Consider the following 18,480-nt stretch of genomic DNA (forward strand, 5'->3'; position numbering starts at 1 on the left):
CGCCCGTCCATTCCCGTCGGCGCCCGTCGGCGCGTCCGTCCCGGCGCCGGCCGCGGCCATGAACCCGTCCGGCGACCCGCTGGTTCTGAAGACGACCGTGCTCATCAGGAAGCCTTCTTCGGCAGACCCTCTCGGTGACGTGTCGTACAGATGGGAGCGAAATCGACATCTCGCCGGGTTTCCGCTTGAGCGTGTTCGCGGGAGGGAAGATGGTTCGCGGGGACTTCAGGGAGAAACCGCAGGTAGTGCTTGCCGTGCACTGGTCGACAAGTCGGATTTGTCAATCCATGCTGGGAAATACCGCAGCATTTGTGACATGTCCGTGGAACATGCTGGAAACCTTTCCACGGCACTGTGAGAGCGTCTGGAAAGGGGGCGGCAATGCTGCTGCGACTGAGGGTGTCGCTGCCGGACCGGCCCGGTGGACTGGGCGGGGTGGCGAAGGTGCTCGGCACGCTGGGCGCCGACATCTTGCAGGTGACCGTGCTCGAACGCGAGGGCGGCAGGGCGGTGGACGACTTCATCGTCTCCTGGCCGGGCCCGGCGAGCACGGGCGAGGTGCGCGAGCGCTTCACCGCCATACCCGGCGTGAAGGTCGAGGGCGTGTGGCCGACGCGGGAGATGCCCGGCTCGGCGCCCGACTACGACCTGCTCATGCACGTCGCCGCCGAACCGGCACGGGGCCTGGCGACGCTGGTGGACGCGCTGCCGATGCTGTGCGGGGCCGAGTGGTCGGTCGCCTACGCCGACGGCGCCGTACGGCACGCCTCGATGGCCGCGCCCGACTACATCGACCTGCCGGAGCCGCCTCCGAGGGCCGCCACCCTCGACACGGAGAAGCTGCGCCTGATGCTGCTGCCGGTGGCCGCGCAGAAGCTGTACGTGCTCGTCGCGCGGGCCGACGGGCCGGTGTTCCACCGGGCCGAGCTGGAGCGCGCCGTGCGCATCGTGGACGTGGTCTCGACGCTGGCCGCCCGCGCGTGATCGCCGATCATTGACCGGCAAAACTCCAGCTGATTAACGTGAGCGGTCTGAGCAGCGCTTGAAGGAGCCGCCCGTGACCGTTCACGAAGCCAGCATCGGCCGCTACTACGAGGACTTCGTGATCGGCGACGTCTACCAGCATCCGCTGGGCCGCACGATCAGCGAGGCCGACAACACGTGGTTCACGCTGCTGACGATGAACACCAACCAGAACCACTTCAACGCCCACTTCGCCGCGAAGGCCCCGGTTGGCAAGATCATCGTGAACTCGGGCCTGACGGTCGCGATCGTCCTCGGGCTGTCGGTGATGGACGTGAGCCAGACGGCGCTGATGAACCTCGGCTGGGAGGAGATCAAGCTCACGCACCCGGTGTTCGTCGGCGACACCGTCTACGCCGAGTCCGTCGTCACGGCCAAGCGCGAGTCGAAGTCGCGCCCGTACGCGGGCATCGTCACCTGCCGCACCCGCGGGCTCAACCAGGACGGCGACGAGATCATGTCGTGGACGCGGACCGTGATGGTCTACCGGCGCGACGCCCCGCACGACAAGGGTTACTTCCCGCAGGCCAAGGCCGGTCCCCTGACGGCCGGCCCCCAGGAGGCGTGAGCGATGGACTTCGAGCTGACCGACGAGCAGAGGGCTTTCAGGGAGACGCTGCGCGCCTTCGTGGACAAGGAGATCGTGCCCGTCGCCACCGAGTGGGAGCACTCCGGCCGCTATCCGACCGAGATCGTCGAGAAGATGAAGCAGATGGGCCTGTTCGGGCTCAGCGTGCCGGAGGAGTACGGCGGGCTGGAAGCCGACATGGTCTCCTTCGCGCTGGTCTTCGAGGAGATCGCCCGGGGCTGGATGGGGGTGGCAGGCACGATCGGCTCCCACTCGCTGGCCTGCTGGATGATCGCCCGCCACGGCACCGACGAGCAGAAGCGCCGCCACCTGCCCGACCTGGCCACCGGCGCGCGCCGTACCGGGATCGCGCTCACCGAGCCGGGCGCGGGCACCGACCTGCAGGGCATCTCGACCCGCGCCGTCCGCGACGGTGACCACTACGTCGTCACCGGCACCAAGACCTGGATCACCAACGCCCGCCACGCCGACCCGCTCCCCGTGCTGGTCAAGACCTCGATCACCGAGCCGGCGCACCAGGGCATGTCGGTGCTGCTCGTCGACCCGTCGGCCGAGGGGTTCTCGGTCAGCCGCGACCTGCCCAAGCTCGGCTACAAGGGCACGGAGACGTGCGAGGTGGTGCTCGACGGCGTGCGTGTGCCCGCGGACGCCCTGCTCGGCGGTGTCGAGGGGCGTGGCATGCAGCAGGTGCTCGGCGGGCTGGAGATCGGCCGCGTCAACATCGCCGCCCGCGCCGTCGGTGTCGCCCAGGCCGCCTACGACGCGGCCCTGAGCTACGCCCGCGAGCGCACCGCGTTCGGCCAGCCGATCGCCGAGTTCCAGGCCATCCAGCTCAAGCTGGCCGACCTGGCGACCGAGATCCAGGCGGCCCGGCTGCTGACCTACTGGGCCGCCTCGCAGGCCGACGGCGGCAAGCGGGTGGACATGGAGGCGGGCATGGCCAAGTACTTCGCCTCCGAGGTGGCGTTGAAGGCGTCGCTGGAGGCCATGCGGATCCACGGCGGCTACGGCTACTCCCAGGAGTTCGTGGTCGAGCGGCTCTACCGGGACGCGCCGCTGATGGCGATCGGCGAGGGCACCAACGACGTGCAGCGGCTGGTCATCGCCCGGGCGCTCATCTCCGGCAAGGGCAGGGTGGGCTGGTGAGCACGCCGGTGGCGGCCGGTCGCGCGAGCGGAGAGCGTCATGGCGGGCGAGCCTGAACACAGCAGCTACCACGAGCACGAGCACGGGCACGGGCACGGGCACGGCCGGCGGCGGGTGTTCGCCCGCATCCGGCACGCCGTCGCGCCGCACAGCCACGACAGCGGCGACAAGATCGACGCGGCGCTGGAGAGCAGCAGCCGCGGCATGCGGGTGCTCGCCGTCTCCTTCGCCGTGCTCATGGCCACCTTCGCCGTCCAGGCGGTCATCGTCGCGCTGTCGGGCTCTGTCGCGCTGCTCGGCGACACCCTGCACAACCTCGCCGACGCGCTCACCGCGGTGCCGCTGGCGATCGCCTTCTCCGTCGGCCGGCGCGCCGCCACCAGGCGGTTCACCTACGGCTACGGCAGGGCCGAGGATCTCGCCGGCATCGTCATCGTGCTGATCATCGCCGCCTCGGCGGCGCTGGGCGGTTACGAGGCGGTCAAGCGCCTGCTCGACCCGCAGGACATCAGGGCGGTGGGCTGGGTGGCCGCGGCGGGGGTGGTCGGCTTCCTCGGCAACGAATGGGTGGCCCGCTACCGGATCAAGGTCGGACGCGAGATCGGCTCGGCCGCGCTGGTCGCCGACGGCCTGCACGCCAGGACCGACGGCTTCACCTCGCTGGCCGTGCTCCTCGGCGCGGGCGGCGCCGCGCTCGGCTTCCCGATCGCCGACCCGATCGTCGGCCTGCTCATCACGGTCGCGATCCTGTTCGTGCTGCGCGACGCCGCGAGGGAGATCTACCACCGGCTGATGGACGCGGTGGACCCCGGCCTCGTGGACGAGGCCGAGCAGATCCTGGGCACCGTCGGCGGCGTCGAGCGCGTCGGCTCGGTGCGGATGCGCTGGATCGGCCACGCGCTGCACGCCGAGGTGGAGATCCTCGTCAGGCACGACCTCACGGTCGTGGCCGCGCACGCGGTCGCGGTGCAGGCCGAGCACCGGCTCATCCACAAGCTGCCGCGGCTGCGCGCCGCCACGGTGCACACCGACCCGTACGGTCCCGCGGACGCCGATCATCACGCTCCGCTGTCCACGCATCGGTGACATCAGGGCATTTCCCGGGCGAGTCAGGGTAGGTTGGGGCGGGTGTCGATCGCCCCCACCACCTCCACCACGACGGCATCCGTCCGGGCAGGCCGGCCCAGGCTGGCGTGGCTGGACGCGCTACGCGGCATCGGAGCGCTGGCGGTGGTGGCCGAGCACCTGCTGCCGTGGTATCTGCCCTGGGCGCGGCCCTACTGGTTCAGCCTCGGCGTCTACGGCATCTTCGTCTTCTTCCTGGTCAGCGGTTACATCATCCCGGCATCTCTGGAGCGGCACGGCGACGTGCGGGCGTTCTGGGTGAGCCGGGTCTTCCGCCTCTATCCGCTCTATCTCGCCGTGGCCGCCGCCGTGCTGGCGCTGTCCTGGTGGGTGCCGGTGCGGCCGGAGGTGTCACGCGACGGGGCGGCGGTCGCGGGGCACGCGACGATGCTGCTCGACGTGGCCGGGGTCGCGGGCGTGGCCGACACGATGTGGACGCTCTCCTACGAGATGGTCTTCTACCTGCTGGTCACCGCCCTGTTCGTGCTCCGGCTGCACGACCGCAGCGGCCTGCTGGCCATGCTGTTCGCGGCCGGTTCGGTCGTGGTGGGGCTGGTGATGAGCCGGGTGGCGCTGAGCGGCGACTGGGTGGCGTACGTCTCGTGCGCGATGTTCGCCGCCGGGCTGGCCTGCCTGATCACCGGCAGGTTCCGCCGGACCGCCGCGTGCGCGCTCGGGCTGATGGCGCTGGCGCTGCTGGTGCTCAACAGCCGGGTGCCGTGGCTGGGCGTGGCCGTGGTGGCGCTGATGTTCGCCGGGACCGCGATCTACCGGTGGGAGCGAGGCGAGGGCGCCCTGTGGCCGGTCGCGGTCACCGCGGTGCTCGTGGTGCTCGCGCCCATCTGGGCGATCATGGCCGGTTGGTGGTGGGTGCGGCCCGACGTGTGGATCATCACGGTCGCGCTGGCCGCCGCCACGTTCGCGGGCGGCATGGCGCTGCGCGAACGGCGCGTGCCACGGCTGCTGGCCTGGCTCGGGCTGATCAGCTACTCCCTCTACCTGGTGCACCACCCGCTGCTCAAATACCTGACCGAGCTCACCGGCGACCTGCGTCGCGCGCCGGTGCCGCTCCAGCTCGCGATGGCGGTCCTGGCCACGGCCGTGGTGCTGGCGGTCAGCGCGCTGACCTACCGCTGGGTGGAGCGGCCCATGCAGTCGCTCGGTCACCGTCTCGCCCGTTCGCGCCCGTAGCCTCCAGCGCACCGGCGACCTCGGGATGGCGCCGGAGCGCCGCGCGCACCACCGGGTCCTCGGCCATGAGGAACGCCAGGTGCCGGATGGCGTGCGCCGCCACGTGCGCCACCTCGATCCGCTCGGGCGCCGGGGTGGCGGGCGCGGCCCCTCTGGCCGGCTCCAGGTCGGTCAGCTCGGTGGCGGCCCGCCACGGCTCGGGATCGGGACAGACCGCGTAGGTGAGCACGATCTCGCCGGGACGGTGGCGCCAGCTCGTGGAGTGCACGACGGTGGACGGCTCGTCGGCGGCGATCCCGCACGCCAGGCGCGCAGCCTCGTCCGGGCTCTGGCCCGGATCGGGGGAGGCGACGACACGCCGGTAGGACCAGCGGTTGTCGCTGCCCGCCCGTAGCATGAGCGTTTCGATCGAGACCACGTGTCTTCCCGTCACCGCCAGCAGCTTACTGCCACTTGTGTGCAGAAACATTCTTCTCGCATGTGTGTTCTCGCTCTTGAGGGAACGGGCCGCGCGTGGCTGTAGTCGAGGGCGTGCGAGAGAGGCGGACAGCCATGCCCGGAATGCTGGTGCTGATGGGGTCGGGCGAGACGAGCCCGACCATGGTGGAGGTACACCGCTCCGCGGCGCGCAGCCTGCGGGCCGGTGCGCGGGCCGTCCTGCTCGACACGCCGTACGCGTTCCAGGAGAACACGGCCGACATCTCCGCCCGGGCCCGCCGATACTTCGCCCACAGCGTCGGGCTGGATGTCGAGGTGGCGCCCGGTGTGGCGGGGGCCGACTGGGTGTTCTCCGGTCCCGGCAGCCCCACGTACGCCCTCGACCGGTGGGCGGACTCCGGGGTGTCGGGCGACCTGCGCGCCCGCGTGCGGGCGCGCAGCGGGGTGACCGTGCTCGCCTCCGCCGCCGCCTGCACGGCCGGCCTGGCGACCGTGCCCGTCTACGAGATCTACAAGGTGGGTGCCGAGCCCCACTGGCGCGAGGGCATCGACGTGCTGGAGGCGCTCGGGCTGCGCGCCGTGCTGATCCCGCACTTCGACAACGCCGAGGGCGGCACCCACGACACCCGTTACTGCTACCTCGGCGAGCGGCGGCTGTCGCGCATGGAGAAGGAGCTGCCGCCGGGGACCGCCGTCCTCGGCGTCGACGAGCACACCGCGCTCGTCGTCGATCTGGAGAGCGAGGCAGTCGAGGTGGCCGGTCGCGGCGGCGTGACCGTCCGGCGGCCCGGCTCGCGCACGGTCCTGCCCGCGGGCAGTCGCATCGACCTGCCCGAGCTGCGCCGCCTCGCCGAGGGCCGCACCGGCACCCCGGCGCCGCCGCGCCCCAAGTCCCCGGTGCCGGCCCAGGTCACGCTGGAGGAGACCGCCCACGCGTGCGAGCGGGCTTTCGGCGAGGCGGCGGCCCGGGCCGACATGGTGACGGCCGCCCGCGTGGTGCTCGACCTGGAGGCGGAGGTCGTCAAATGGGCGGCCGACACCGAGGAGGACGCGGGCGGCGTCGACGAGGCCAGGGAGCTGATGCGGCTGCTGATCGCCCAGCTCGGCGAGCTCGCCGCCACGGCCGGGCTCCATTCGCTGATGGGCCCGCTGCTGTCGCTGCGCGGCGAGCTGCGCGCCCAGGGCCGCTACGAGGTGGCGGACGCGCTGCGCGCGGCGCTCCTGGCGGGCGGGGTCGCGGTGGAGGACACCCCCGACGGCCCTCGCTGGACCACCGCCCCGCCCTGCTGATCCGCCGCTCTCGGATGCGGCAGGCGCCCGGAGACCGGCCAGGCGTCGCGGGCCGTAACCGGCCACACCCCGGGGATCCGGCCCCCGGCGGCGATGGCGGTGGCCGGATCGGCCGGCCGTACGATGTCGCCTGGCGATCCCTGGAGGAACGATGACAGTGCTGAGCAGGCGCGAGCTCAACCGTGCGACGTTGGAGCGGCAACTGCTGCTCAGGCGGGCACGGATGCCGGTCGTGGCGGCGGTGGAGCATCTGGTAGGGCTCCAGGCGCAGACGCCGCATTCGTGGTACGCGGGACTCGCGGCGCGGCTGGAGGATGTCCGGCCCGAGGAGGTGGCGGACCTGCTGGTGCGGCGTGAGGTCGTGCGCATCGCGCTGATGCGGTCGACCATCCATCTGGTCAGCGCTCGTGATTGCCAGTGGCTGCGTCCGCTCGTCCAGCCGGTGCTGGATCGCGATCTGTTCTCCAACTTCACCCACAGGAAGCCCGTCGAGGGGCTGGACATGGACGAGTTGGTGGAGGCCGCCCGGCCGCTGCTGGAGGAGAAGCCCCGCACGTCGAAGGAGCTCGGCGCGCTGCTGGCCGAGCATGGCCGCGCCGCCGGGTGGGGTGAACGCGCGCCCGCGTCGCTGGCCTACGCCGCCCGCAACCGGATGGCGTTGGTGCAGGTTCCGCCGCGCGGCGTGTGGGGGGCCGGTGGCGCCATCGCGCACACGACGGCGCAGGCGTGGCTGGGCGTTCCGCTGGCGGCTGACGCCTCTTTGGAGACGATGGTCGTGCGCTACCTGGCCGCGTTCGGACCGGCCACGGTGAAGGACGTGCAGACGTGGTCGGGCCTGACCCGGCTACGCGAGGTCGTGGAGGGGATCCGGCCCCGCCTGGCCAGGTTCACCGGTGAGGACGGCCAGGAGCTGTTCGACCTGCCCGACGCGCCCCGGCCGGCCCCCGACGTCCCGGCCCCGGTCAGGCTGCTGTACGACTTCGACAACCTGCTGCTGTCCTTCGCCGACCGCGGACGGGTCATCACCCAGGAGCATCTCGCGCAGAACTACCTCAAACGCCGGCCGGTCCCCGGGTTCGTCCTGGTGGACGGCTTCACCAGCGGCGAATGGACGATCGACCGGCAGGGCGACAGCGCGGTTCTGACCATCCGCACGTTCCGGCCCGTCCCTTCGGCCGCCACCGCGGAGCTGGAGCGGGAGGGAGCGCGCCTGCTGGACTTCGCCGCCGCCGACGCCCCGGCTCATGAGGTGCGCGTCCTGCCGATGTGATCTCGGCTGTGGCAGGGACGGTGACCGCCCTTGCCGTACCCCTGGGCCGGGGGCCGGATCAGGAGAGCCTGCCGAAGAAGGCGCGGATGTCGTCGACGAGCAGGTCGGCGGCGTCATGGGCGGCCCAGTGGCTGCCCCGGTCGAACTCGCTCCACCGGACGATGTTGTGGTGGTCGCGTTCGGCGAAGCGGCGCAACGGGCGGAAGTCGTAGGCGAAGGAGGCCAGGCCGATCGGGAACGTGGTCGGCTCGGTGGCCCGCTCGGCGTGGTGGTTCTCGTAGTAGAAGCGGCCTGAGGAAGCGGCCGTTCTGGACGCCGTCGGTCACCTCCGCCTCAGGCAGCTCGTCCGCCCATCGGGTGCGAGCCAGCCGGTCCCGCAGGTGGTCCAGGTCGGCCTGCGGGATGTCGATACGGAACGGCTTGATCATTCGTCGCTCACGAGATTCCTTCTGGTTCGGTGCTGACATGCACCAGCTTCGTCCGTGACGATCCGGGCGGACAGTGCCTCATGCACCGGTACGGCTGGCGTTCGCACCGGCCGAACATGCAGATTGCACAGAGAGCCGGTGAACGGCGCGGTGACGTCAGCTCGCGGGCGAAGCCGCCGTGCCGGCCTGGCTGCCGGCCTGCGGCGTGCACCGTCCTCCGGACGGGTTTCAGAAGGTGCGGGCGACCTGGCGGGCGCGCTCGCCGGCGCGCTTGCGCTCGAGCGCGTAGTCCCCGGTCAGCGTCGGGTGGTGGCGGATCTCCTGGATGTCGGTGATGCCGGTCCACCTCAGCCAGTCTCCGAAGTACGTGGACTGGAAGTCGCTGCCGAACGCCGGGCCCGCCTCGGGCCCCCACACCGAGCTGGTGTAGACGACGGCGGCCCGCTTGCCGGTGAGCAGGGGGCGGTAGCCCGTCTCCGGCCCGAGGTCGAAGATCATGGCGGGCTGGCTCACCACGTCGATGAACTGCTTGAGCTTGTACGGCAGCCCGGAGTTCCACATGGGCACGGTGAAGAGGTAGCGGTCGTAGGAGTCGAACCGCTCGAAGGTGCGCACGGCCGCCCGCCACGGCTCGACCTGCTCGCCCGCGGGCTCGGCGCCGCCGATCACGGCCATCTTCGCCGCCACCGCGGCGGGCCCGAACTCGGGCAGCGTCCCGTCCCACAGATCGAAGTGATCGACCTCGGCGCCGGGATGGGTCGCCCGGTACTCCTCGGCGAACGTCTCCGCGATGCCCAGCGAGACGGACTCCGCCCCGCGGGGGGAGGCGGATACGTGCAACAACCGGCTCATGAGTGTTCCCTTCATAGCGGACCGCGGTCCGTTTGTCTGGCTCGACAATATGGACCGCAGTCCGCTTAGTCAAGGCAGCGCTGAAGGAGGTCTCCGTGCCAGTGGTCGAAGGAGGATGTCAGCGGCGCGGAGGGTCGATGCGGGCGCCGTCCGGAGTGAAGATCATCAGGCGGTTGGGGTCCACGCCGACCTTGGCCGCGTCGCCGGCGCGCCACGCGGGGCGGCCGCCGAGCCGGACGATCAGGTCCGCGCGACGGTGGATGCCGCTGCCGCTGCCCGGGTGCTGGCCGACCTGCTCCTGCTCCTGCTCCTCGGGTGCCGGGCGCTGCGGGAACAGGCGCCGCACCAGCGCGCTCACGCCGCCCGCCTCGGTGCGGTGGCCGTTACCGAGCGGGCGCCGGTCCGGCGGCTCGGGCACCGGCACCGCGGGGACCCCGCACTCGATGTAGGCGAGCCACTCGTGGCCGTGATACTCCAGCGCGCGCACCCGCCCGAAGAACGACGGCCCCTCGTACGACTCCGGCACCGGCGCCAGGCCGTCGGGCCGCATGCCCACCAGCACCTGGCCTCCGGTGTGCTGCGAGATGGCGTAGGCGCGCGGATCGCTCCACGGGATCGTCAGCCGGTGCGGCCCGAAGTCGAGCAGCACGTACTGGTTCTGCGGCGTGCGCACCGTCGCGGCCAGCAGGTTCAGCTGCTGCGAGTTGAGGAACGCCGCCACGAAGGCCGTGGCTGGATCGTTGTAAATCTGGGCGGGGGTGCCGACGTCCTGCAGGACGCCCTTGTTGAGGATGGCGATCCTGTCGGCCAGCGTGAGGGCCTCGACCTGGTCGTGCGTCACGTAGATGGTGGTGACGCCGAGCGATCTGACCAGGGCGGAGATCTCCATCCGCAGCTCGGTGCGCATGCCCGCGTCGAGGTTCGACAGGGGCTCGTCCATGAGGAACAGTTTCGGCTGGCGGACGATCGCACGGCCCATGGCCACCCGCTGGCGCTGGCCGCCGGACAGGGTGCCGGGGCGTCGTTCGAGCGTCTCGTCGATGTGCAGCGCCTTCGACAGCTCGGTGACGCGCTCGCGGACCATCGCCGGGTCGGACTTGGCGATCTCCAGGGGGAAGGCGATGTTGCCGCGCACGGTCCGGTGCGGATAGAGGGCGCCGTTCTGGAAGACCATGGCGACGTCACGTTCGCGCGGGGCCAGGTGGTTGGCCATCTGGCCGTCAAGCCAGAGCTCGCCGTCGGTGATCTCTTCAAGCCCGGCGATCATGCGTAAAAGGGTGGATTTGCCACATCCGGAAGGGCCTAAGAGGACCAAGAACTCGCCGTCCTGGGCCTTGAGACTGAGCCGGTCGACCGCGAGGTGGCCGCCCGGATACACCTTGGTCACTTTGTCGAGAACGACCGAGCTCATGGGCCCACACCTTGCACGCGTGTCACCTGTGACGGGGGCTGATTGGAGGGGTAGTACATCGTGCATTAACACCATGTGTCCACCCTTGACATAAAAGATCTCTATCCACCGGGTTTCGGTCAGGAGTTTTGGGTGTCCGTACGCCGAAATTTCCGAATAGGTGTTATCTGGAAGTGCTTGCGTAAACTTGCGGCAAGGGCTTTCAATGGTCGAGACTTCCCTGGGGGCGGAGCGTGTGCGCCCGCCGGCACGGCGCCGCGACCTCCCCGGGCACGTACGCAGCTTCGCTGATGGGAACGGTGATGGGACCCGATTCGGCCGCACGGCGGAAAGTAAAGTGTCAGGCATGAATGGTCACGCCCGCCTCGCCGACATCGCCGCCCAAGCCGGCGTGAGCGAGGCCACCGTCAGCCGGGTCCTCAACGGCAAACCGGGCGTCTCGGCCGCCACCCGGCAGTCCGTCATGACCGCGCTCGACCTCATGGGCTACGAGCGGCCGCCCCGCCTGCGGCAGCGCAGCAACGGGCTGATCGGCCTGGTCACCCCCGAGCTGGACAACCCGATCTTCCCCGCGTTCGCGCAGGCCATCGAGAAGGCCCTGACCAAGCACGGCTACACCCCGGTGCTGTGCACCCAGCTCCCCGGCGGCGCACCCGAGGACGAGTTCACCGAGCTGCTCGTGGACCGGGGGGTCAGCGGCATCGTGTTCGTCTCCGGGCTGCACGCCGACACCACCGCGCGGATGGACCGTTACACCCGCCTCACCGACCGCGGGCTGCCGATCGTGCTGGTCGACGGCTACAGCGAGCGCATCGACGCCCCCTTCATCTCGCCCGACGACCGGATGGCCGCCCGCCTGTCCGTGCAGCATCTGGTGGACCTCGGCCACGAGCGCGTGGGGCTGGCCCTGGGCCCGCGCCGGTTCGTGCCGGTGATCCGCAAGATCGAGGGCTACAGGCAGGCGATGGCGCAACTGCTCGGCGCCACCGACGTCGACGACCTCGTCGCGCACTCCCTGTTCTCCGTCGAAGGCGGCCAGGCCGCGGCCGCGCAACTGCTGGCCCGCGGCTGCACCGGCATCGTGTGCGCGAGCGACCTGATGGCGCTCGGCGCGATCCGCGCCTGCAGGGAGAAAGGGCTGTCGGTGCCGGGAGAGGTGTCGGTGGTGGGCTTCGACGACTCGCCGCTGATCGCCTTCACCGACCCGCCGCTCACCACCGTGCGCAAGCCGATCGGCGCGATGGCGTCGGCGGCCGTGCAGACCCTCCTCGAAGAGATCAACGGCGCTCCGGCCAAACACGTGGAGCTCGTCTTCCAGCCGGAGCTGGTGGTCCGCGGCTCCACCGGCTCCGGCCCCCTGGTGAACCGATGACGCGGGACGTGCTGGTGCTCGGCGGATCGGGAGTGGACACCACCGTCTACGTCCCGGCGCTGCCCCTGCCCTACCAGGACACCTACCACGTGCCTCCGGTGATCGACCGGATCGGCAACACCGGGTCCGGGGTGACGCTCGGCTGCGCGGCGCTCGGCCTCGACGTCACCTTCGCCGACCTGATCGGCGACGACCCCCAGGGCGCGCTGATCCGCCACGCGATGCGCCACGTCGACTGCGCCTGGGGCGTCTCGGCGGCGGGCACCCGGCGCAGCGTCCTGCTCGTGGGCCCCGACGGCCGCCGCACCTCCCTCCACGACCCCAAGGCCACCCCGGACGAACGTCTGCCCCGCGAGCTCTACACCGGTGTGCGAGCCCGCCACGTCCACGTGTCGATCAACGACTTCTGCCGCCACGCCTACCCGGACCTGGACGGCATGCCGATCTCCACCGACCTCCACGACTGGGACGGCCGCGACGACTACCACAAGGACTTCGCCTACCGCTCCGACCTCGTCTTCCTCTCGGCCACCGCGCTGCGGGACCCCGCCGCGACGATGCGCGACATCCTCGCCAGAGGCCGCGCTCACACGGTCGTCTGCACCCGCGGCGCCGACGGGTGTCTCGTCCTGACCCGCGACGCCGAGGTGCGCGCCTTCCCCGCCGCGCCGCTGCCCGGACCGGTCGCCGACAGCAACGGCGCGGGCGACGCGTTCGTCTCCGGCTTCCTGTACGGCACGCTGCACGGCATGCCGCTGGAGCGGTGCGTCCGGCTCGGGGCGACAGCCGGAGCCCACGCCTGCACGATCCCCGGCACCCACGAATCGCCGATCACCGAGGCGGCGCTCCTGCGCTCCCTGTGACGCCGTGCTAGTCGAGGACGAGCCGGACGCCGGTGCTCAGGGCGGAGTCGTGCAGCTCCAGCTCGGCCGGCTCGGCGTCCTTGGGCAGCTCGAACAGCAGGGCGCCGGTGAAGGACCTGCCGGGGCCGATGCTGATCGGCGTGATCTCCGCGCCCTCCTTGTCGAGCAGCCTGGTGGCGCCGTGCGGGAGGTCGTCCTGGTCGAGCAGCATCTGCTGGCCCGGATAGAGGACCCTGGCCTCCGGGCCGATGTTGCTGACCTTCATGGTGACCCGGCAGGTGCGGGTGGTGGCGGACTTGGCCGGCTTGGCGCACTTGGTGCTCGCGACGGCGAATTCGAGCTTGCCGTCCTGCACGGGGCCGCTGTCCGCGCCGATGGCGGGGCCGCGCGACAGCCAGGTGAGCACGCCGATCAGCAGGGCCAGGAACACCAGCGTGATCACCAGCGCGGCCAGGCAGCCCGTGAGCACGCTTCTGGCCGGTCTGGCCGGCTGGAACCGCGGCGGGATGCCGCGGCGAGGCGGCAGCGGACCCTGACCGGTCTGATGGGGGAGCGGACCCTGGCCGGTCTGATGGGCGAGGGGAGCCTGCACGGCCGGAGGAGGCAGCGGCACCTGCCCCGTCCGGTGCGCCCGCGGACCCTTGACGGCCTCGGGCGGGCGCGGCACCGCCCCGGGAGGCGCCTGCCCCGGGCCCGGCGGCGGCGCCTGGCCGGACGGAGGGGCGGCATGCCGGTGATGGGCCGCCGGAGCCTGCGAGCCGGGGGCCCGCGAGGCGGGTGCGGGCTGGACGCCCCTGGGCGGCGCCTGCGCGGGCGGCGCCTGCTGCGGGTGCGGGCGGGGCTGCGCCAGCGGGGGGAACTCCGCCGGGTTCCAGGCGTCGGTGAGGTGGCGGGTGGCGGCGAGCTGCGCGGCGGGCTCGTCCGTCGCGCTCACCAGCTCCAGCAGCAGCTGCTTGGCCGTGGGGCGGCGGGCCGGATCCGGATGGATGGCGGCGGCCACCAGCCGGTCGAGAGGGGCGGGCAGGCCGCGCAGGTCGGGTGGCGCGGTGCGGGCGCGGGCCGCCATGACGTAGGCGTCGCCCTCGCCGAACGGGTGCCCGCCCAGCCCCGCGTACGCGATGAGCGAACCCCAGGCGAACACGTCGCCCGCCGGGCTGGTGCGGCCCTCGAAGACCTGCTCGGGCGCGATCCAGCCGGGCGTGCCCATCACCATGCCGGCGTTGGTGTGGCGCGAGCCGACATGGGAGGAACGTGCCAGACCGAAGTCGATGACCCGCGGTCCGGCGAGGGTCAGCATCACGTTGGCGGGCTTGAGGTCGCGGTGCACCAGGCCGGCCGCGTGGATCGCGGTGAGCGCCGCCGCCACGCCGACGGCCGCCGAGTGCAGCATCGACGGCGTCAGGCTGCCCTGCTGGATGAGGTGGTCCTCCAGCGAGACGCCGTCGATGTATTCGGTGACGAGATAGAGGACGCCGTCGTGCTCGCCGTGGTCCAGCACGCGGGCGGTGCAGAACGAGGCGACCTTGCGGGCGTTGGAGACCTCTTCGTTGAAGCGCGCCCGGTAGACCGGGTCGGCGGTGAAGTCGCGGCGGATCGCCTTGAGCGCCACCAGCTCACCGTCGGCGCCCTTGGCCAGATAGACGGTGCCCATGCCGCCCGACCCGAGCCGGGAGACCAGCTCGTAGCGGCCGATCGCCGGTGGATCCTCTGGCGTCAGCGGAGTGCCAGCGGAGCGCCCCTGCTGCCCCAACGTCACTGTCCTCTCGCCGTCGTCGTCGCGTCGACTCAACCGGCCGATCCTCCGCCCGGCACGCCCTTTTCCACCCCAGACTCTAACGGAGGAAGGCGCGCGCCGGTGGCGACGTGACGCCCTCGGCCTCGCCCCCGCCGGGCGGGCCGGCGCTACGGCAGCCGGCGCACGCCGAGCCGGATGATCTGCGCGTAGACCGAGACCGCCACCTCCCCTGGAGTGGTGGCGCCGATGTCCAGGCCGGCGGGCACGTGCACCCGGTCGCCGCCCTCCACCGCCGCCAGCACCGCCGCCCCCCGCCTGCGGCTGGCGATCAGACCGACGTACGGCACGCCCGCCGCCAGCGCGGCCCGCAGGACGGGCTCCTCCGACACCCCGTGCGAGGCGACCAGCACGGCGGTCGTGTCCGGGGCGATCGCGGCCCACGGGTCGGCCGCGGCCGCCACCTGGTGACCCATCGCCTGGCCGATGGCGGTGAACGCGCGCGCGATCGGGCTCTCGCCGTACACGTGGACGAGTACCGGCGGCAGGACGGCTTCCAGGAAGATCTCCAGCGTGCCGCCGGACAGGCACGGCTGGCCCACCGCGACCAGCCCTTCCTCCTCGCGCGGCTGGTCCACCTCCGGGGTGATCCGCAGCAGCGTGGCCTGGCCGGTGCGCAGCAGGCGCAGGCTCTGCGCCCGCACGGTGTCGACGGCGCAGTGCCCGCCGACGAACCCCTCGATGGTCCCGTCCGGCAGCACCAGCGCCCGGTCGCCCGCCTTCGCGCTGGCCGGCCGCTGCGCCCGCACGACGGTGGCCAGCACGTACGGCTCCCGCCCCGATCGCAGCTCGGCGGCCCTGGCCTGGAGATCACGAGGCGGCGCCGGCACCCCGCGGGGGCGGGGGGCCGGCATGCCGATGAACTCGGTCACGGGATCGCCAGATCGGTGCGGAACGGGTCGCCGTTGATGGTCCGCCACACGTTCGCCGGGGTGAGCGGCATGTCCGCGTGGCGCACCCCGTACGGCTTGAGCGCGTCCACGACGGCGTTGACCACGGCTGCGGGCGAGCCGACCGTGGCGGACTCCCCGACGCCCTTGGCCCCGATCGGGTGGAACGGCGAGGGGGTGACGGTCTCGCCGAGCTCCCACGACGGGCACTCCATCGAGGTCGGCAGCAGGTAGTCCATGAACGACGCCCCCAGGTGGTTGCCGTCCTCGTCGAAGGCCATCACCTGCATGAGGGCCATGCCGATGCCGTCGGCCAGGCCGCCGTGGATCTGCCCCTCGACGATCATCGGGTTGATCCGCACCCCGCAGTCGTCCACGGCCACGAACCTGCGCACCTTCACCTGGCCGGTGCCGGGGTCGACGTCGACGGCGCAGATGTAGGCGCCGAACGGATAGGTGAGGTTCGGCGGGTTGTAGACGGTGGTCGCGTCCAGGTGGCCTTCCACGCCTTCGGGCAGCTCCAGGCTGGAGTGCGCGGCCAGCGCGATCTCCGCCAGCGTCTTGCCGGTGGCGGGGTCGCCCACCACCGACCACTTGCCGTCGCCCCACTCCAGGTCGTCGGCGCTGGCCTCGAGCATGGCGGCGGCGACCAGCCTGGCGCGGTCGCGCACCTTGCGCGCGACGATCGCCGTGGCGGCTCCGGAGACGGGCGTGGAGCGCGAGCCGTAGGTGCCCAGCCCGAACGGCGTCTGGTCGGTGTCGCCGTGCACCACCTCGACGTCGTCGGCGGAGATGCCCAGCTCCTGCCCGACGATCTGGGCGAACGTGGTCTCGTGCCCCTGCCCCTGCGACTGGCAGGAGACCCGCAGCACGGCCTTGCCCGTCGGATGCACGCGCAGCTCCGCGCCGTCGGCCATGCCGAGGCCGAGGATGTCCATGTGCTTGCGCGGGCCCGCGCCGACCGCCTCGGTGAAGAAGCTGATGCCGATGCCCATCAGCTCGCCCCTGGCCCGCTTGTCGGCCTGCTCCGCGCGGAGCTTGTCGTAGCCCGCCATGTCCATCGCCAGGCGCAGCGCCTTGGGATAGTCGCCGGAGTCGTACTCCCAGCCGGTGGGCGAGGTGTAGGGGAACTGGTCGGGTTTGAGCAGGTTGCGCATCCGCAGCTCCGCGGGATCCATGCCGAGCTCGCCCGCCAGCACGTCCATCATCCGCTCCACCAGGTAGACGGCCTCGGTGATGCGGAAGGAACAGGCGTAGGCGACCCCGCCGGGCGCCTTGTTGGTGTAGACGCCGGTGACCTCGCAGTAGGCGGCCTCGATGTCGTACGAGCCGGTGAAGACGTGGAAGAAGCCGGCGGGGAACTTGGTCGGCTGCGCGGTGCCGTTGAACGCGCCGTGGTCGGCCAGCACCTTGACCCTGATCGCCTGGACCCTGCCGTCGCGGGTGGCGGCGACCTCGCCGCGCATGTGGTAGTCGCGGGCGAAGGCGGTGCTCATCAGGTTCTCCGAGCGGTCCTCCATCCACTTCACCGGCTTGCCGGTGACGATCGAGCCGACGATCGCGCACACGTAGCCGGGGTAGATGCCGACCTTGCCGCCGAAGCCGCCGCCGATGTCCGGCGAGATCACCCTGATCTTGTGCTCGGGCAGCCCGGCCACCATCGCGTACAGCGTGCGGTGCGCGTGCGGCGCCTGGGTCGGGCACCAGACGGTGAGCTTGCCGGTGACCTTGTCGAAGTCGGCGAGCGCGCCGCACGTCTCCAGCGGCGCGGGGTGCACGCGCGGGTAGATCATGTCCTGCGCGACCGTCACCTCCGCCTGCTCGAAGATCGCCTCGGTGCGCGCCCTGTCGCCCGCCTCCCAGTCGAAGATGTGGTTGTCCGCCCTGCCCTCCAGGTCGTCCCTGATCACCGGGGCCGCCGGATCGAGCGCGGTCCTGGCGTCGATGACGGGGTCGAGCGGCTCGTAGTCGACCTCGATCAGCTCCAGCGCGTCGCGCGCGGAGTAGAGGTCCTCGGCGACCACGAACGCGACCTCCTGCCCCTGGAAGCGCACCTTGTCCGTGGCCAGCACGGCCTGCACGTCGTTGGACAGGGTGGGCATCCAGGCCAGGTTCAGCCCGGCCAGGGTGGTGCCGGTGATCACGGCCTTGACCTTGGGGTGCGCTTCGGCCGCCGAGGTGTCGACGGAGACGATCCGGGCGTGCGCGTACGGGCTGCGCAGCACCGCCCCGTGCAGCATGCCGGGGAGTTTCACGTCGTCGACGTAGTTGCCGCGGCCCCGGATGAAGCGGGCGTCCTCCTTGCGGTGCATGCGTCCGTAGCTCATGGCTTCGCCTCCTGGACGTCCGCCTCCGCCGCCCAGCGGATCGAGCGAACGATGTTCTCGTAGCCGGTGCACCGGCAGAGCTGTCCGGAGATGGCCTCGCGGATCTGGCCCTCGTCGGGGTTGGGGTTCTGGTCGAGCAGCCAGCGCGCCGTCAGCAGCATGCCCGGCGTGCAGAAGCCGCACTGCAGGCCGTGGCACTCGACGAAGCCCTTCTGCACGGTGTCGAGCTCGCCGTCCTTCTCGAGGCCCTCGACGGTGGTCACCTCGTGGCCGTCGGCCATCACGGCGAGCACCGTGCACGACTTGACCGGCACCCCGTCGAGCTGGACCGTGCAGACGCCGCAGTTGGAGGTGTCGCAGCCCCAGTGCGTGCCGGTCAGGGCCAGCTCGTCGCGCAGGAAGTGGACGAGCAGCAGCCGGGGCTCCACGTCCCTGGTGTACGGCTGCCCGTTCACCGTGACAGTGATCCGCAT

Annotated in this window: 17 protein-coding genes and 1 pseudogene; 9 read left to right on the forward strand and 9 right to left on the reverse strand. The window is 71.6% G+C overall.

The genetic code is table 11. The features are described from left to right. Window positions 1-381: 381 nt before the first annotated feature. From V5E28_RS04995 to V5E28_RS05015, 5 genes are all read left to right on the forward strand, one after another. Window positions 382-984: an amino acid-binding protein gene (locus V5E28_RS04995; RefSeq protein ID WP_336205161.1), complete on the forward strand. Its 603-nt coding sequence runs from the start codon at window positions 382-384 to the stop codon at window positions 982-984. Window positions 985-1,057: 73 nt separating this feature from the next. Then, window positions 1,058-1,591 (forward strand): MaoC family dehydratase, encoded by a 534-nt coding sequence (locus V5E28_RS05000; protein ID WP_336205162.1) that lies wholly within the window; start codon window positions 1,058-1,060, stop codon window positions 1,589-1,591. A 3-nt stretch (window positions 1,592-1,594) separates the two neighbouring features. Next, complete coding sequence (locus V5E28_RS05005; protein WP_336205163.1) at window positions 1,595-2,758, forward strand: acyl-CoA dehydrogenase family protein; 1,164 nt, start codon at window positions 1,595-1,597, stop codon at window positions 2,756-2,758. A gap of 39 nt (window positions 2,759-2,797) precedes the next feature. Further along, window positions 2,798-3,844: a cation diffusion facilitator family transporter gene (locus tag V5E28_RS05010; protein ID WP_336205164.1), complete on the forward strand. Its 1,047-nt coding sequence runs from the start codon at window positions 2,798-2,800 to the stop codon at window positions 3,842-3,844. 42 nt (window positions 3,845-3,886) lie between these two features. After that, window positions 3,887-5,074, forward strand: coding sequence for an acyltransferase family protein (locus tag V5E28_RS05015; protein WP_336205165.1), 1,188 nt, complete (start codon window positions 3,887-3,889; stop codon window positions 5,072-5,074). Here V5E28_RS05015 and V5E28_RS05020 read toward each other — a convergent pair. Further along, window positions 4,998-5,507, reverse strand: coding sequence for a hypothetical protein (locus tag V5E28_RS05020; protein WP_336205166.1), 510 nt, complete (start codon window positions 5,505-5,507; stop codon window positions 4,998-5,000). The two genes, V5E28_RS05015 and V5E28_RS05020, sit on opposite strands and share 77 nt — an antisense overlap. Window positions 5,508-5,626: 119 nt before the next feature. On the opposite strand from V5E28_RS05020, the gene V5E28_RS05025 reads away from it, so the two are divergent. After that, window positions 5,627-6,802 carry a hypothetical protein gene (locus tag V5E28_RS05025; protein WP_336205167.1) on the forward strand — a complete coding sequence of 392 codons (1,176 nt, stop codon included), beginning with the start codon at window positions 5,627-5,629 and terminating at the stop codon, window positions 6,800-6,802. A gap of 151 nt (window positions 6,803-6,953) precedes the next feature. Continuing rightward, complete coding sequence (locus tag V5E28_RS05030; protein WP_336205168.1) at window positions 6,954-8,072, forward strand: winged helix DNA-binding domain-containing protein; 1,119 nt, start codon at window positions 6,954-6,956, stop codon at window positions 8,070-8,072. A 58-nt stretch (window positions 8,073-8,130) separates the two neighbouring features. On the opposite strand, the gene V5E28_RS05035 is transcribed toward V5E28_RS05030, so the two are convergent. From V5E28_RS05035 to V5E28_RS05050, 4 genes and pseudogenes are all read right to left on the reverse strand, one after another. Next, complete coding sequence (locus V5E28_RS05035; protein ID WP_336205431.1) at window positions 8,131-8,268, reverse strand: hypothetical protein; 138 nt, start codon at window positions 8,266-8,268, stop codon at window positions 8,131-8,133. A gap of 163 nt (window positions 8,269-8,431) precedes the next feature. Then, window positions 8,432-8,539, reverse strand: a pseudogene (locus V5E28_RS05040) (hypothetical protein); the annotation flags it as partial. 189 nt (window positions 8,540-8,728) lie between these two features. After that, the gene (locus V5E28_RS05045) at window positions 8,729-9,352 is read right to left on the reverse strand and encodes an FMN-dependent NADH-azoreductase (RefSeq protein WP_336205169.1); all 624 of its coding nucleotides are present in this window, start codon (window positions 9,350-9,352) and stop codon (window positions 8,729-8,731) included. 118 nt (window positions 9,353-9,470) lie between these two features. Further along, window positions 9,471-10,763, reverse strand: coding sequence for an ABC transporter ATP-binding protein (locus V5E28_RS05050; RefSeq protein WP_336205170.1), 1,293 nt, complete (start codon window positions 10,761-10,763; stop codon window positions 9,471-9,473). 346 nt (window positions 10,764-11,109) lie between these two features. Here V5E28_RS05050 and V5E28_RS05055 point away from each other — a divergent pair, with 346 nt between their 5' ends. Together V5E28_RS05055 and V5E28_RS05060 are read left to right on the forward strand one after the other, a co-directional pair. After that, window positions 11,110-12,135, forward strand: a complete 1,026-nt coding sequence (locus tag V5E28_RS05055) for a LacI family DNA-binding transcriptional regulator (RefSeq protein WP_336205171.1) — start codon at window positions 11,110-11,112, stop codon at window positions 12,133-12,135. After that, window positions 12,132-12,998 carry a carbohydrate kinase family protein gene (locus V5E28_RS05060; protein ID WP_336205172.1) on the forward strand — a complete coding sequence of 289 codons (867 nt, stop codon included), beginning with the start codon at window positions 12,132-12,134 and terminating at the stop codon, window positions 12,996-12,998. Before V5E28_RS05055 ends, V5E28_RS05060 begins: the two co-directional genes overlap by 4 nt. 7 nt (window positions 12,999-13,005) lie before the next feature. Here the strand turns inward: V5E28_RS05060 and V5E28_RS05065 are convergent, their stop codons facing one another. The 4 genes from V5E28_RS05065 to V5E28_RS05080 form a co-directional block, all read right to left on the reverse strand. Continuing rightward, a complete protein-coding gene (locus tag V5E28_RS05065; RefSeq protein WP_336205173.1) occupies window positions 13,006-14,787 on the reverse strand; it encodes a serine/threonine-protein kinase in 1,782 nt (593 codons plus the stop codon). A 113-nt stretch (window positions 14,788-14,900) separates the two neighbouring features. Beyond that, window positions 14,901-15,662 (reverse strand): XdhC family protein, encoded by a 762-nt coding sequence (locus V5E28_RS05070; RefSeq protein ID WP_336205174.1) that lies wholly within the window; start codon window positions 15,660-15,662, stop codon window positions 14,901-14,903. Continuing rightward, window positions 15,659-18,007, reverse strand: coding sequence for an aerobic carbon-monoxide dehydrogenase large subunit (locus V5E28_RS05075; protein ID WP_336205175.1), 2,349 nt, complete (start codon window positions 18,005-18,007; stop codon window positions 15,659-15,661). Before V5E28_RS05075 ends, V5E28_RS05070 begins: the two co-directional genes overlap by 4 nt. Beyond that, window positions 18,004-18,480 (reverse strand): (2Fe-2S)-binding protein, encoded by a 477-nt coding sequence (locus V5E28_RS05080; protein WP_336205176.1) that lies wholly within the window; start codon window positions 18,478-18,480, stop codon window positions 18,004-18,006. Before V5E28_RS05080 ends, V5E28_RS05075 begins: the two co-directional genes overlap by 4 nt.

The organism is Nonomuraea sp. LPB2021202275-12-8 (assembly GCF_037044575.1).
In the GTDB taxonomy this organism is placed as follows: Bacteria; Actinomycetota; Actinomycetes; order Streptosporangiales; family Streptosporangiaceae; genus Nonomuraea.

Bases quoted from the DNA above. Each gene is read 5' to 3' on its own strand.
- V5E28_RS05055 (WP_336205171.1), top strand. From the start codon at position 11,110: ATGAATGGTCACGCCCGCCTCGCCGACATCGCCGCCCAAGCCGGCGTG.
- V5E28_RS05060 (WP_336205172.1), top strand. From the start codon at position 12,132: ATGACGCGGGACGTGCTGGTGCTCGGCGGATCGGGAGTGGACACCACC.
- V5E28_RS05030 (WP_336205168.1), top strand. From the start codon at position 6,954: ATGACAGTGCTGAGCAGGCGCGAGCTCAACCGTGCGACGTTGGAGCGG.
- V5E28_RS05075 (WP_336205175.1), bottom strand. From the start codon at position 18,007: ATGAGCTACGGACGCATGCACCGCAAGGAGGACGCCCGCTTCATCCGG.
- V5E28_RS05050 (WP_336205170.1), bottom strand. From the start codon at position 10,763: ATGAGCTCGGTCGTTCTCGACAAAGTGACCAAGGTGTATCCGGGCGGC.
- V5E28_RS05005 (WP_336205163.1), top strand. From the start codon at position 1,595: ATGGACTTCGAGCTGACCGACGAGCAGAGGGCTTTCAGGGAGACGCTG.
- V5E28_RS05080 (WP_336205176.1), bottom strand. From the start codon at position 18,480: ATGCGGATCACTGTCACGGTGAACGGGCAGCCGTACACCAGGGACGTG.
- V5E28_RS05025 (WP_336205167.1), top strand. From the start codon at position 5,627: ATGCCCGGAATGCTGGTGCTGATGGGGTCGGGCGAGACGAGCCCGACC.
- V5E28_RS05045 (WP_336205169.1), bottom strand. From the start codon at position 9,352: ATGAGCCGGTTGTTGCACGTATCCGCCTCCCCCCGCGGGGCGGAGTCC.
- V5E28_RS05010 (WP_336205164.1), top strand. From the start codon at position 2,798: ATGGCGGGCGAGCCTGAACACAGCAGCTACCACGAGCACGAGCACGGG.
- V5E28_RS04995 (WP_336205161.1), top strand. From the start codon at position 382: ATGCTGCTGCGACTGAGGGTGTCGCTGCCGGACCGGCCCGGTGGACTG.